The sequence below is a fragment of the Rhizobium sp. WYCCWR10014 genome, from assembly GCF_001657485.1.
Classification (GTDB): domain Bacteria; phylum Pseudomonadota; class Alphaproteobacteria; order Rhizobiales; family Rhizobiaceae; genus Rhizobium.
The window spans coordinates 203,080-215,543 of the sequence record NZ_LXFU01000035.1 but is presented as its reverse complement, the minus strand read 5'-3'; the positions used below and the strand labels follow the sequence as shown (position 1 = coordinate 215,543).

Annotated in this window: 15 protein-coding genes and 1 tRNA gene; 9 read left to right on the top strand and 7 right to left on the bottom strand. The window is 60.4% G+C overall.

Annotated elements, in window-relative coordinates:
• Positions 1-24 precede the first annotated feature (24 nt).
• Positions 25-1,074 (top strand): bile acid:sodium symporter family protein, encoded by a 1,050-nt coding sequence (locus A6U98_RS15295; RefSeq protein WP_064651092.1) that lies wholly within the window; start codon positions 25-27, stop codon positions 1,072-1,074.
• Between the two features lie 59 nt (positions 1,075-1,133).
• Here the strand turns inward: A6U98_RS15295 and A6U98_RS15290 are convergent, their stop codons facing one another.
• Positions 1,134-1,604 (bottom strand): Hsp20 family protein, encoded by a 471-nt coding sequence (locus tag A6U98_RS15290; RefSeq protein WP_018072811.1) that lies wholly within the window; start codon positions 1,602-1,604, stop codon positions 1,134-1,136.
• A gap of 422 nt (positions 1,605-2,026) precedes the next feature.
• On the opposite strand from A6U98_RS15290, the gene A6U98_RS15285 reads away from it, so the two are divergent.
• Entirely contained in the window at positions 2,027-3,001 is a 975-nt protein-coding gene (locus tag A6U98_RS15285) for an alpha/beta hydrolase (protein ID WP_064651090.1), read from the top strand.
• 63 nt (positions 3,002-3,064) lie between these two features.
• Here A6U98_RS15285 and hisN read toward each other — a convergent pair whose 3' ends face one another.
• Both hisN and A6U98_RS15275 read right to left on the bottom strand, forming a co-directional pair.
• Positions 3,065-3,838 carry a histidinol-phosphatase gene (hisN, locus tag A6U98_RS15280; RefSeq protein ID WP_064651089.1) on the bottom strand — a complete coding sequence of 258 codons (774 nt, stop codon included), beginning with the start codon at positions 3,836-3,838 and terminating at the stop codon, positions 3,065-3,067.
• Positions 3,839-4,116: 278 nt separating this feature from the next.
• Positions 4,117-4,998 (bottom strand): N-formylglutamate amidohydrolase, encoded by an 882-nt coding sequence (locus A6U98_RS15275; RefSeq protein WP_064651087.1) that lies wholly within the window; start codon positions 4,996-4,998, stop codon positions 4,117-4,119.
• A 187-nt stretch (positions 4,999-5,185) separates the two neighbouring features.
• Between A6U98_RS15275 and cpdR1 the strand changes: the two genes are divergently transcribed.
• The 5 genes from cpdR1 to A6U98_RS15255 all read left to right on the top strand — a co-directional run bounded on the left by cpdR1 (position 5,186) and on the right by A6U98_RS15255 (position 8,610).
• Positions 5,186-5,548 (top strand): response regulator CpdR1, encoded by a 363-nt coding sequence (cpdR1, locus tag A6U98_RS15270; RefSeq protein WP_003542883.1) that lies wholly within the window; start codon positions 5,186-5,188, stop codon positions 5,546-5,548.
• An 84-nt stretch (positions 5,549-5,632) separates the two neighbouring features.
• A tRNA-Val gene (locus A6U98_RS15265) sits at positions 5,633-5,707 on the top strand.
• Between the two features lie 290 nt (positions 5,708-5,997).
• Positions 5,998-6,300: a hypothetical protein gene (locus A6U98_RS36785; RefSeq protein ID WP_156667850.1), complete on the top strand. Its 303-nt coding sequence runs from the start codon at positions 5,998-6,000 to the stop codon at positions 6,298-6,300.
• Between the two features lie 339 nt (positions 6,301-6,639).
• Positions 6,640-7,683, top strand: coding sequence for a porin (locus A6U98_RS15260; protein ID WP_064651085.1), 1,044 nt, complete (start codon positions 6,640-6,642; stop codon positions 7,681-7,683).
• A gap of 432 nt (positions 7,684-8,115) precedes the next feature.
• Positions 8,116-8,610 (top strand): hypothetical protein, encoded by a 495-nt coding sequence (locus A6U98_RS15255; protein ID WP_184499764.1) that lies wholly within the window; start codon positions 8,116-8,118, stop codon positions 8,608-8,610.
• Positions 8,611-8,712: 102 nt separating this feature from the next.
• Here A6U98_RS15255 and A6U98_RS15250 read toward each other — a convergent pair whose 3' ends face one another.
• Positions 8,713-9,432: a hypothetical protein gene (locus A6U98_RS15250; protein WP_064651381.1), complete on the bottom strand. Its 720-nt coding sequence runs from the start codon at positions 9,430-9,432 to the stop codon at positions 8,713-8,715.
• 232 nt (positions 9,433-9,664) lie between these two features.
• Between A6U98_RS15250 and A6U98_RS15245 the strand changes: the two genes are divergently transcribed.
• Entirely contained in the window at positions 9,665-10,177 is a 513-nt protein-coding gene (locus A6U98_RS15245) for an MgtC/SapB family protein (RefSeq protein WP_064651081.1), read from the top strand.
• A 57-nt stretch (positions 10,178-10,234) separates the two neighbouring features.
• On the opposite strand, the gene A6U98_RS37170 is transcribed toward A6U98_RS15245, so the two are convergent.
• Positions 10,235-10,405, bottom strand: a complete 171-nt coding sequence (locus A6U98_RS37170) for a hypothetical protein (protein ID WP_197496396.1) — start codon at positions 10,403-10,405, stop codon at positions 10,235-10,237.
• A 57-nt stretch (positions 10,406-10,462) separates the two neighbouring features.
• On the bottom strand, positions 10,463-10,693 hold the full coding sequence (locus A6U98_RS15240) for a hypothetical protein (protein WP_064651079.1): 231 nt from the start codon (positions 10,691-10,693) through the stop codon (positions 10,463-10,465).
• Between the two features lie 352 nt (positions 10,694-11,045).
• Between A6U98_RS15240 and A6U98_RS15235 the strand changes: the two genes are divergently transcribed.
• Positions 11,046-12,137, top strand: coding sequence for a DUF475 domain-containing protein (locus A6U98_RS15235; RefSeq protein ID WP_064651077.1), 1,092 nt, complete (start codon positions 11,046-11,048; stop codon positions 12,135-12,137).
• A gap of 98 nt (positions 12,138-12,235) precedes the next feature.
• Here A6U98_RS15235 and A6U98_RS37165 read toward each other — a convergent pair whose 3' ends face one another.
• A complete protein-coding gene (locus A6U98_RS37165; RefSeq protein ID WP_184499760.1) occupies positions 12,236-12,406 on the bottom strand; it encodes a hypothetical protein in 171 nt (56 codons plus the stop codon).
• Positions 12,407-12,464 lie beyond the last annotated feature (58 nt).

Below are 12,464 nucleotides of genomic sequence, written 5' to 3'. Positions count from 1 at the left end.
TTATTTCTTGCATCCTGGATCATAATGGATGACAGAACAATGACTGTTTTATCAAGCCGCGAGACCGCCATGCGCCGCTTTTTGCCCGATACATTCACCATCCTGCTCGTCTGCACCGTCATCCTTGCCTCGTTGCTGCCGGCGCGGGGCACATTTGCGGATTATTTCGGCATCGCCACCGACCTTGCCATCGCGTTGCTGTTTTTCCTGCATGGCGCCCGCCTGTCGCGCAACGTCGTCATTGCTGGCCTGCTGCACTGGCGCCTGCATATCGTCATCCTGCTGACGACCTTCGGCATCTTCCCGCTGCTCGGCATGGCGCTCGGGCTGATCCCCGACACCATCCTGCCGCAGCCGCTTTATCTCGGCATCCTCTTCCTCTGCGTGCTGCCGTCGACAGTGCAGTCGTCGATCGCCTTCACCTCGATGGCAGGTGGCAATGTGCCCGCCGCCATCTGCTCGGCCTCGGCATCCAACATCTTCGGCATGTTCCTGACGCCGCTGCTCGTCGGCCTGCTGTTTTCCGTCGGCGGCCATGGCGGCTTCTCCTTCGACGCATTAGAGCAGATCCTGCTGCAGCTGCTTGCCCCGTTCATCATCGGCCAGGTCCTGCAGCCCTGGATCGGCGACTGGATCCGCGCCAAGAAGAAGATCCTGATGCCTGTCGACCGCGGCTCGATCCTGATGGTCGTCTACCTCGCCTTCAGCACGGCGGTGGTCGAGGGCCTATGGCACACCTTCTCGATCGCAGATATCGCCGTCGTCATCGTCGCCGACATTGTCCTGCTGGCAATTGTCCTGGTGCTGACGATGTTCGGCAGCCGGTGGCTGGGCTTCGACAAGGCCGACCAGATCACCATCACCTTTTGCGGCTCGAAAAAGAGCCTCGCGAGCGGTGTGCCGATGGCGAACGTCATCTTCGCCGGCCAGTCGATCGGCGCGATCGTGCTGCCGCTGATGCTGTTCCATCAGATCCAGCTGATGGTCTGCGCCGTCATCGCCCAGAAATACGCCGCCGCGGCAGCCCGCCGCGCAACGGAAAAAGAGATGAAAGAGGCCGGCAGCCCGGCCTAAGCAACAATAAAAACGGCGCCCCGATGGAGCGCCGTTCGTTTTATCCGATAAGGATCTGATTAGCCGTTGATGATCTGCGCTTCGATGGCCTTCGGAGCCTCGACCGGTTCTGCAGCAATCGTAATCTTGCGGGGCTTCATGGCCTCGGGAATATTGCGCAGAAGGTCGATGTGCAGCAGGCCGTTCTTCAGCGAAGCGGCGGTCACCTCGACATGGTCGGCAAGCTGGAAGCGGCGCTCGAAGGCGCGCTTGGCAATGCCGCGGTAGAGGAATTCGCCGCTTTCGGCAGGTTCCTCGTTCTTTTCACCCTTGACGGACAGCACATGGGCATGGGCTTCGATCGAAAGTTCGGTCTCGTCGAAACCGGCAACCGCCATGGTGATGCGATAGGTGTTTTCACCGGTGCGCTCGATATTATAGGGCGGATAGGTCTGCGCCTGCTCCGGCTGGGCAAGGCTGTCGAGCATGGTGAAAAGCCGGTCGAAACCGACGGTCGAACGATAGAGGGGAGAGAAGTCTACGTGACGCATGATGTCCTCCTGTGGAAGCGACGTGTTGCGATAAATGCCCCTGAGACCCCATCTTTGGCGGCCTTGGGACGGTTGCGCAGGCCCTGTTCGGCACCCGCAGAAAGGAGATGGTGATGGGATTCGAGGAGTTCAAGACCTTTTTGCAATCGCCTTGATCGACCCGTGAACCCCGCATGAACGACCGGTTCGGAGCGCGTTCAGGCGCATTCGTTTAGGAATTTCAGCGTCGGGTGAATCTGGTCCCGATGGCTGAAGTGCATCGTCCCTTCTTCTTCAGTCTCAACTTCGGCCGGCCGCGAGCACCCTCATGCTCCTGCCGGCCCTTTTCCTGCAGCAGGCCTTGAGGGCGCACCGCTTTCCAAGCAGGATGCCATGCGCTATCCCTGATGCGAAGCAGTCAGCAGCGGCGCATTGGCAAAGTCATGGATCAGGTTCTCTATTCGACGCCCGATAATCCCGCCCCGGAAAACCGCACGGAGGGGTTCTTCGAAACCCATGACGGCCAGCAGCTGCGTTACGCCGTCTTCCGCTCGACTGGCCAGATTGCCAAGGGCACCGTCGTCATCCTGCACGGCCGAAACGAATATATCGAGAAATACTTCGAAACCATCCGCGACCTGACGGCCAAGGGTCTCTGGGTCGCAACCTTCGACCTGCGCGGCCAGGGCGGTTCATCACGGCTCATGAAGCGCCGCAACCACGGCCACATTCGCCGCTTTGCCGATTACGAACGCGATCTCGATACCTTCCTGGAAAAGGTGGTGCTGCCGGATACCCGCCTGCCCTTCTATCTGCTCGCACATTCCACGGGCGGCCTGATTGCACTGTCAGCCGCGCCCTATCTCACCACCCGTATCGATCGCATGGTGCTGTCGGCGCCCTTCATCGGCCTGACCGGCCAGTCGGCCTCGCCGCGTGTCATCCGCGCTCTGGCCGGCACGCTGGCTGCCGTCGGCCTCGGCTTCCTGCCGCTGACCTCGAAACTGAAGGAGCCGAACTTCAGCGACAACCCGCTGACCTCGGACGAACACCGCTTCGAGCGCAACGTCGCAATGATGAAGGCCTATCCGGAATTGACGCTCGGGCCGCCGACGGCCCGCTGGCTGATCGAGGCTTTCCGCACAATGGACCGGGTCACCTCACCCTACCATCTCTTCTCGATCACCATCCCGACCATCGTCATCGCCCCGACGCGCGACGGTGTCGTGCCCTATACGGCGCAGGAGCGGCTTTCACGTTATTTCCGCGCCGGCCAGCTGGTGCCGATCAACGGCGCCCGTCACGAGATCTTCCAGGAGCGCGATATCTACCGCGCCGCCGCCCTTGCGGCCTTCCACGCCTTCATTCCCGGCAGCGATGCCGAAGAAAACCAGGACGTCGCCGCCCTCGGCACGTGACCGGCCAGCGCTGCTGACCGGGGATCAGGCTGCTGACCGGGGGAGGCGCTGCCGACCCTGGGATCAGCGCTGCAGGACGGCGATTGCCTGTTCGTAGACTGCCCGGCTGCCGGCGGCGATGATCGAGCCGCCGTTTTCCGGCCGTCCGCCGTCCCAGGTGGTGATGATGCCGCCCGCTCCCTCGATGACGGGAATGATGCCGCCGACGTCATAGGGTTTCAGACTGTTTTCGACGACCAGATCGATATGGCCGGCGGCAAGCAGCGCATAGGCATAGCAGTCGCAGCCGTAGCGGAAGAGCCGCACCTGGCTCTCGATCTCGCGGTATTTCTCCATCTCCTCGCCGGCAAAGAGATGCGGCGAGGTGGTGAACAGGATGGCGTTCGAAAGCGTGTCGCACTGGCGCGTCGCCAGGCGCCGCTCGCCCTCCGGCCCGGTATAGATCGAGCCGTTCTGGTCGGCGAAATAGCGCTCCCCGGTAAAAGGTTGCTCGATCATGCCCATGATCGCCCGGCCATCCTTCTGCAGGCCGATCAGCGTTCCCCACACCGGCACACCGGAAATGAAGGCGCGCGTGCCGTCGATCGGATCGATCACCCAGACATATTCACGGTCGAGCCCGACATTGCCGTGCTCCTCGCCGAGAATGCCGTGGTCGGGGAAATTCTCCTCGATCAGCGCCCGGATGGCGAGTTCGGCCGCCCGGTCGCCCTCCGTCACCGGATCGAAACCGGAGGAAAGCTTGTTCGTGACATCGAGGCCGGAGCGGAAGCGCGGCAGCGTCTCGGCCCGGGCGGCTTCCGCCAGGCGGTTGAAGAACGAACGGTCAGGAAACATGATGACACCGTTTGGCTGGCGGGAATGGCGCTTTTCATAGCGAAAAGCAACGGGAATGCAAGCGCAGCAGGCAATCTGGATCTAACTGCTCAAAGATATCGCAGCGCAATATATTGCTTGACATTTGTGCAATGCAATAGTAGCGTCTTCATACAGTCTTCTGACTGTAAATACCCTCCTTGGGTGTTTCCTCCCTAGACTTAGCCGCGCTCACAAGCGCGGTTTTTTTTTGGCCGGGAAGACGAAGACCGGACGTCAGCGACATCGAAAAGAGAGATCTATTCGGCGGCCAGCGCCCGCTCGCCGGCAAATTTCTCGACATATTCCGCCATCTGCTGCATGAAGTCGGTGACGGCATCAGCCACTGCGGCGAAATCCTCGCGTTTTTCCAGCGTCACTTCATCGACGTAGATCGCCCGGTTCACCTCGATCTGCAGCGCGTGCAGGCCGCGCGAAGGCCGGCCGTAATGTTCGGTAATGAAGCCGCCGGCATAAGGCTTGTTGCGGATCGCCGCGAAGCCCATTTCCTCGAGGATGGCGATGGCCGCGCGCGAAAGTTCGGCCGAAGCGCTGGTGCCGTAGCGATCACCGATGATGAAATCAGGTCGCGCAGTGCTGCCGGCAACGCGCACATTGCCGGGCATCGAGTGGCAGTCGATCAACACGCCGAAGCCGAATTGCACATGCGTTCGCGCGATCAGCCGGCGAAGCGCCGCATGATAAGGCTTGTAGACCGCCTCGACGCGGTCGAGCCCCTCCTGCACCGGCAGGCGCCGCGCATAGATCTCCATGTTCTCGGCGACGATGCGCGGAATGGTGCCGAGCCCGCCGGCGACCCTGAGCGAATTGACATTGGCATAGGGCGGCAGCAGCCCGTCGAACATCCGCGGATCGAGTTCGTAGGGCTCGCGATTGACGTCGAGATAGGCGCGGGGGAAGTTGGCCGCCAGCAGCGGCGCACCGAGTGCGACGGCCGAGCCGAAGAGCTCGTCGACATAGTGATCCTCGGAACGGCGGATAGCGATGCCCTCGAGCCTGGACTGAGCGATAAATTCCGGTGGATAAATGCGGCCGCTATGGGGGGAGTTGTAGACGAAAGGAATGGTCTGCGACACGGGCTCATGGACCTCAAAAAGCTCGTATTCGCTTATTTCCGGCACTTTCGGCCCTCTTTACCATGTCATGAACTGACTGCTTTGCCCATGTTGCCAGTTGCCCGGCCGCAAGTCCATACTATGTAGAAGGGACGGCGGTCACGCACAGGCAATTCACCGGTTGTTTACCGGATAAAGACTAGTGTAAACGGCTGGCAGCCCACCAAAAACCTATGGATCGCGGTCTGGATTGATGACTCAGAAGATACTTCTCGCCGAAGACGACAACGACATGCGCCGCTTCCTGGTGAAAGCGCTCGAAAAGGCCGGCTACAAGGTCCTTTCTTATGACAATGGCGCCAGCGCCTATGACCGGCTGCGCGAGGAGCCGTTTTCCTTGCTGCTGACCGATATCGTCATGCCCGAGATGGACGGCATCGAGCTGGCGCGACGCGCCACCGAGCTCGACCCCGACCTGAAGGTGATGTTCATCACCGGTTTTGCCGCCGTGGCGCTCAACCCCGATTCGAAAGCGCCGAAGGATGCCAAGGTCCTTTCCAAGCCTTTTCACCTGCGCGATCTCGTCGACGAGGTCAACAAGATGCTTGCCGCGTAAGGCTTGCAGGACGGCGCGTCACAAAACTGAAAAAAGCCTATTGACGGCTCCGAAGGTTTTGTGATCTATGCGCCGCCATCGGATGGGCGTGTAGCTCAGCGGGAGAGCACTACGTTGACATCGTAGGGGTCACAGGTTCAATCCCTGTCACGCCCACCATCCGATCCCCCTGACATTGTTGATAAATCCCCGCCTTGGGGATTTTCTGATTTCTGAGCCTGGCACGCGCTCCAGATCCAACACTTTGCGGAGCGAGGGCTTGCACGTGATTGGTCCGTGACCACGATCCGGGCCGGGGTTTCAATGGCTGTGGGATGGCCCCCCATGTGGGAAATAGGGTGACCCATGACGCAAAGGACGCGGATCCTCGGCCTCGCCCTGGCTGGGGCTGGCCTCCTCGGTTTCGGTTATATGCAGTATCATGTGGTCTAACCCATCAGCATCAAGCTTTGGCTGATCCCGATCACGATCCTCGCGGCTGGGATAGCGATCCTCTGGGACGATTTCAAAAATCCCTAGGAAGACGACTGCTCTCCCCGTTCGACGCCCGAGCGGCCGCCGGCAAGCTGGTGAAAAGGGCAAATAGAGCAATTCCAGCAAAACTGCGTGCCAGACCTTTGTCGCTTCTCGTCGAGGCGACGTATCGTCAGCCACCGATCACTGCCAGTTCGAACCTATGGCCCGACATCGGCATGCCTTGGCAAACGATGGTGGTCGTCGGGCTTTTGTCCGATTCGCGCAGATTGCAGTGATGGCGTCTTCGCATATGAGGACGTGCTTACGCGATCATCGATTGCACTACCGTTGCTGAGGTTCAGCCCCTCGTTGCCGAAGCATCCGGAAGCGCGGTTTTGTGACGGATAGATGACGAGTTTATGACAAAAAGCGTGTGATTTCAGCAACATAGCTGTGGCAGCCTACTGTCACGATCGACAATGTCGTTGCGGTGCAACATCCCCTATGTAACTTCCGCGGCGAGGCAGGCACCGAGCCAAAACGGTGCCGCTTCGGTCACACGGGTTGAAGACACGTAGGGACTGCCGAGGGCAGACGGTCTTCATCCTCTTGCATCTGAACTGGAGGTTTATTCCATGAACATCAAGAGCCTTCTTCTCGGCTCCGCTGCTGCACTTGCAGTAGTTTCCGGCGCTCAGGCTGCCGACGCTATCGTTGCTGCCGAGCCGGAACCGGTTGAATACGTTCGCGTCTGCGACGCTTACGGCACCGGCTACTTCTACATCCCGGGCACCGAAACCTGCCTCAAGATCAACGGTTACATCCGTTTCCAGGTTGACGTTGCTCCGAACGCCAGCTCGATCGGCGCCGGCGGCGGCGGTTCTGTCGCCAACGACTCGGACTGGGATGCCCGTACGCGTGGTCAGGTTCAGTTTACCGCCAAGAGCGACACCGAATATGGTCCGCTGACCGGCGTCATCGTCATGCAGTTCAATGCTGACAATGCTTCGGCTCAGAAGGCGATCCTCGACTCCGCTTACATCGACATCGCTGGTTTCCGTGCCGGTCTGTTCTACAGCTGGTGGGACGATGGCCTCTCCGGCGAAACCGACGACATTGGCTCGCCGGTCACCCTGCATAACTCCATCCGTTATCAGTACGAAACCGACGCCTTCTACGCTGGCATCAGCGTTGACGAACTGGAAGACAGCCCGTTCTACGACGGCGAAACCGCCAACAACGTCGGCGTTGCAGTCGGTCTCGGCGGCAAGGCTGGTGCATTCAGCTACCAGATCACTGCCGGTTACGACACCGACAACGAAGAAGGCGCCGTCCGCGCTATGGGTACGGTTGCTGTCGGTCCGGGCACGCTCGGCCTCGCAGTCGTCTACGCAACCAACCCGAACGCCTATTACAACAAGGCTGAATGGGCGATCGCCGCTGAATACGCCATCAAGGCGACTGACAAGCTGAAGATCACCCCGGCCGTTCAGTACTACAACAACTACGGCATCACTGCTGGCGAGTTCAACGACGACAATGATGCCTGGAAGGCCGGCGTGACGATCGACTACCAGATCGTCGAGAACCTCTCCACGAAGATTTCGGTTCAGTACCTCGATCCGGACAATGCCAGCGACGTTACCTCGGGCTTCTTCCGCCTGCAGCGCGCGTTCTGATAAAAGGCTGCCGGCTAGAACAGGATGTCATCCGAAAACGTTCACACTTTTCGGCATCATGCTCTGGACCGGCAGCTACAAATTCCTGATCTGACTGACCTCCGATCGGGAAAGAATGGGCCTGGACTTCCCTGCCTGGGCCCATTCCCCTTGACCAGACATGCGTCCAAGACGGCACGCTCGATGAGTGCCTTGCCACTGTCGTATCACATCGGTTCGTTGCCGATGTCCGGCAGCCTATGCCGTTGCTGGATCTTGTAACCGGCAAGCTGAACCAACTTTTCACTGACCGATCGCCGAGCGAGCTCGGCCGCCGACAAAATTTTTGCGCCTCAGCAACAACGGCGCCAAATTCGGACACAGAGCCATGCCATGGCGAACCGAGGGTGAGGTAGTGATTCGCCTCGCCACGACATGGGGTTTGAGATCGAAATGAAGTTATACGCGCTTGCCGCTGCCGCCCTTTTTTCCGCCGTCCTCGCCTTGCCGGCCTCTGCCGCGCCGGCCGCGCCCGCAGAGACCTTTCCCGGTGCTCCCGGCGTCATTACGCTTTCCGGCAAATGCGCCAAGCTGGTCGTCGCCAAATTCGACGCCACCAAGGGCTGCAAGAACGAGCTTGCCAGCGTTACGCTGGCCAATGGCGTGGTGACCTTCATCTTCACCTCGGATGGCAAGGCGCTGGGCTTCCAGGGCGACGGCAGCGGCATCAAACCTGCCTCCAATGGCAATGCCCGCCTGCCGCTCAGCCTCGTCACCACGGGTGTCGGCAACAAGATGACCGGAGAGGTCAAGGTCGCCGGCTTCTGCACCTTCGGCAATCCCTATGCCGGCAAGCCGATCGCGATCGAATGCACCGCCGAAAGCAAGGACTCCTCCTTCACCGGCAGCTTCCGAACCGGCGGCAAGCTGGTGAAGAAGGGTAAGTAGCCAGAGCAATTCCGGCAAAAGTGCGCAGCGGTTTTACGTCCGGAATCGCGTGAAAACCATGTGGGAGCGGTTCCGTGCATTCAAGAACGGAAATGCTCTTGCTCAGGCGCACCAGGCACTGCCGGCGGCCCCTGGCTTGCGTGCCAGGCCCTCATTGATCAGCTGCGCGCCGAAAGAGCGCCCGTCGCGCGAGACGACGCGCGGCGCGCCAGAGGGCTCGGCCTTACCCGCCGCATTCATGGTGAAGGGTCCGGCATTCAGAAGCGCCAGCAGCCGCGACTTGGCAGCAAAGGCCACCCGGCGCTCGCCGTCGCAGCGCGCCTGGTCGACCACCGGGCTTGCCATGTCGGCAATCACGATCTTCTCGCCCTTGTACCAGAAGACGCCACCATCGCCGACGCAATTGATATGGGCGCCCTGGCCGCAATAGCCGAAGGCGACTGTCCCGGTTTGCGAAACGGCAGCGGAGGCCGGCGGCGGCACTGCCTTTACCGGCTGGATCATCGGCGTCGGGATCGCGGCCGGGGGCAGCGGCTGCGGCTGCGGTACTGCGACTTTCGGCGTGGGTGCGGCAAGCGCTACCTGCTTCGGCGGCGCGTCCTTCCTGACGACAGGCCTCGGCTCAGCCGTGTCCCGTGTGATCGGCGTCGATGGTCTTGCAAGCATCGGCTGGATGCTCTTCCAATGGTCGTGGGCGACAATGCCGCCGATCGCGGCAATGCCGATCACCGCCCAGGGCAGCAATCCGCCACCGCTGCTGCGCGCTTTGCTCTTTCCTCTCGCCGGCGCCTTGCGGCGGCCGCGTGTCGCTGTCTTGGCCATCTGTCCGATTCCCGTGAGGCCGGGATTATCGCTGCCCAATCCTTTCCGAAAGGTTGGCGCGGCGACAGGATGATGCCTGGTTCGCCAAACTTTCCCTCCAATGACATGAACATGCCGGCGCGCACCGGAAAGGCGAACGGCACTGCCGAAACGCACGCGGGGAAAAAGCTGAACAAATTCCGCGCTCAGACGTTAGCCAGCGAAAAATTCCATCTTTCTGGGGGAGAAATCCATGGATCTTATTATCGCCGACATAATACCGGAGTCGCGTATCCACTATCCCGTCATTTTCGCCCGCCTCTTCGGCGCCATCGTCTTCGGCGGGCTGATCGGCTTCGAGCGTGAGGCCCGCGACCGCCCGGCAGGCTTCCGCACCCATATTCTGATCAGTCTTGCTGCCGCCCTCTTCGCCATCATCTCGATCGAGGCAGTGCACATGCCGGGTTTTACCGATGTCGAGCAGGTGCGCATCGATCCGCTACGTGTCATCGAGGCCGTGACCGCCGGCGTCGCCTTTCTTGCCGCCGGCATGATCGTCTTTGCAAGAGGTCGGGTGCACGGGCTGACGACGGGCGCCGGCATGTGGCTCTCCGGCGCCATCGGCCTCGCCATGGGATTCGGCTATTGGCCGATCGCTTTCTTCACGACGATCGTCGCCATCTGCGTACTCTTCGCATTCGGTAAACTCGAACAACGGTTCGGCTTTAATTCCGGACAGCGTGTCGATCGCGATGAACACAAATAGAAAAATAGAACGCCCGGCATCATGCCGGGCGCTCGTGTCAGCATAATTGTCTGTTGGTCATTCCGAGCGTGCGGCCGAAGGATTGTCTTTTCCAACCGATGCGGTGCCGGAGGAGAGCGGCTTCTGGCGTTTGCCGATATCGATACGCTCGTCTGCCGCCTCGCGTACGGCCTGCCATTCATTTTCGTGCCGGATGAAGATCTCGCGGGGCACAAAGTTCATCGTCATATGTTTCTCACCCTGTTTCAAATCTACGTCAGCGCTCAAGGGCTTCCGGAATACCCGTTATTTCTTGGTCTCTGCATTGCCCTTCATGTCGGGGCCACCCTTGGAAAGATCGGCGCCACTAACATGGGCCGGCACGTGAATGTCGTGGTAGATGCCGGGGGTCAGTGTCAGGTCGACATGATGCGGCGGCAGCACCTGCGCCTTCTGCATGCGGTTCGGCTTCGCCCGCTTCATGCGGTCGGACGCCTCCACGCGTTTGTCGGGGAGATGGGTCGAAGTGTGCATCATCGGCCTCCTTTTTAAGCTCAACCAGGGGCTAACGGGCGGGCATCAGGATGGTTCCAAAAAAATCATCCAATCGTGGTGTGACGACCGACCTTGACTGGCCCGCGAAGTTCATTACCTAGTGCCTATCCCGCAGCCTTCCAGACATCGGCTGACGGGGAACTTTGGTGCCGGGCCCCTCTGGCGAGAGTTTTTACGGCGCTCTCGTGATGTCGGTACCGCCTGCAGCTTAGCCGGCGGATTTTTCATCGATGAACAAGCTCACCATGCCTGACCCGCGTGCCCGTTGTGGCGTGCCGCGTTTTTCCAATATATCAACCCTCGTCAACACGATTTGCGGCCGCGAGGTGCAGCCATGAATCAACCTCAGACCCACAAATCCTCGCTCAGCTATTTCCGCTGGGCTTTCATCGTCACTGCCCTCGGCCTCGTTCTCGGCGCGGTACTCGGCTGGCAGACGACCGGCACGATCGGCGGCATGGCGACCGTCTTCTTCATCTGCACGGTGCTTGCGGTGCTGGAGATCTCGCTCTCCTTCGATAATGCCATCGTCAACGCCAACAAGCTGAAGGAGATGACGCCGGTCTGGCAGCAGCGCTTCCTTACCTGGGGCATCATCATCGCCGTCTTCGGCATGCGCATCGTCTTCCCGCTGGCGATCGTCGCGATCGCGGCACAGATCGGCCCCTGGGATGCTCTGGTGCTTGCCGCACGCGAGCCGGCCGAATATGCCCGCATCATGAATGACGCGCATCTGCCGATCGCAGCCTTCGGCGGCACCTTCCTGATGATGGTCGGCCTCAATTACTTCTTTGACTACAAGAAGGAAATCCACTGGCTTCCCGGCCTGGAAAGGGTGATGGCGCGTTCGGCCGCCATCAAGGGTATCGAAATCGCCGTCGTGCTGGTGCTGATGCTGGTTTTCTCCTGGCTGATCGGCGGGGAGGAAGCGACCGTCTTTGTCAACTGCGCCCTCTACGGCCTGCTCACCTTCCTCGCGGTCGAGGTGGTTGGCGGGCTGCTCGATGCCTCGCAAAAGACGATGAGTGCCGCCGCCAAGGGCGGTCTCGGCGCCTTCATCTATCTGGAGGTGCTGGATGCAAGCTTTTCCTTCGACGGCGTCATCGGCGCCTTCGCGCTGACGCAGAACCTCTTCGTCATCGCGATCGGCCTCGGCATCGGCGCTATGTACGTGCGCTCGATGACGATCATGCTGGTGGAGAAGGGAACGCTTGCCGAATACCGCTATCTCGAGCATGGCGCCTTCTACGCCATCCTGATCCTCTCGGTGATCATGTATGCCCAGACGCTGGTGCACATCCCCGAAGTTATCACCGGCCTCGGCGGCGCGGCTTTGATCGGCCTGTCCCTCTGGTCGTCCATCCGTCACAACAGACGTGAACGAGTGGAGGATGACAGCGCCCAACGGGAAGAGCTTCGCGCCTGACGATGCAAGAAGCCGCAGTGCGCGGCACCCTTGTGCTAAAAATAAAGCCCGCGACCATCCGGTTGCGGGCTAATTCATTCATGCATGGCTTGAAGGTATTAGCGGGTGACCTGACCGAAGGAGGCCGGGTCGATGCCGAGTTCCCTGAGGTCGTTGGCGCGCGGGCGGCGGCCGGCTTCAACGGCAGCACTGACCGCATTTGCGGCACCAAGCACGGCGAATGCGCGACCAAAGAAACCTGTACGGACTGAATTGCGGATGGCGGACATTGTCCCTTTTCCTCTTGCTCTGATTGACTACCCATAGATGGCATCGCGCATACACCGC

What these genes read in the sequence shown, in the direction of transcription:
- A6U98_RS37165 (WP_184499760.1), bottom strand. Translation starts at nt 12,406, where the DNA reads ATGTCCGCCATCCGCAATTCAGTCCGTACAGGTTTCTTTGGTCGCGCA.
- A6U98_RS15250 (WP_064651381.1), bottom strand. Translation starts at nt 9,432, where the DNA reads ATGGCCAAGACAGCGACACGCGGCCGCCGCAAGGCGCCGGCGAGAGGA.
- cpdR1 (WP_003542883.1), top strand. Translation starts at nt 5,186, where the DNA reads ATGACTCAGAAGATACTTCTCGCCGAAGACGACAACGACATGCGCCGC.
- A6U98_RS15235 (WP_064651077.1), top strand. Translation starts at nt 11,046, where the DNA reads ATGAATCAACCTCAGACCCACAAATCCTCGCTCAGCTATTTCCGCTGG.
- A6U98_RS15295 (WP_064651092.1), top strand. Translation starts at nt 25, where the DNA reads ATGGATGACAGAACAATGACTGTTTTATCAAGCCGCGAGACCGCCATG.
- A6U98_RS15245 (WP_064651081.1), top strand. Translation starts at nt 9,665, where the DNA reads ATGGATCTTATTATCGCCGACATAATACCGGAGTCGCGTATCCACTAT.
- A6U98_RS15260 (WP_064651085.1), top strand. Translation starts at nt 6,640, where the DNA reads ATGAACATCAAGAGCCTTCTTCTCGGCTCCGCTGCTGCACTTGCAGTA.
- A6U98_RS15240 (WP_064651079.1), bottom strand. Translation starts at nt 10,693, where the DNA reads ATGATGCACACTTCGACCCATCTCCCCGACAAACGCGTGGAGGCGTCC.
- A6U98_RS37170 (WP_197496396.1), bottom strand. Translation starts at nt 10,405, where the DNA reads ATGACGATGAACTTTGTGCCCCGCGAGATCTTCATCCGGCACGAAAAT.
- A6U98_RS15285 (WP_064651090.1), top strand. Translation starts at nt 2,027, where the DNA reads ATGGATCAGGTTCTCTATTCGACGCCCGATAATCCCGCCCCGGAAAAC.
- hisN (WP_064651089.1), bottom strand. Translation starts at nt 3,838, where the DNA reads ATGTTTCCTGACCGTTCGTTCTTCAACCGCCTGGCGGAAGCCGCCCGG.
- A6U98_RS15290 (WP_018072811.1), bottom strand. Translation starts at nt 1,604, where the DNA reads ATGCGTCACGTAGACTTCTCTCCCCTCTATCGTTCGACCGTCGGTTTC.
- A6U98_RS15255 (WP_184499764.1), top strand. Translation starts at nt 8,116, where the DNA reads ATGAAGTTATACGCGCTTGCCGCTGCCGCCCTTTTTTCCGCCGTCCTC.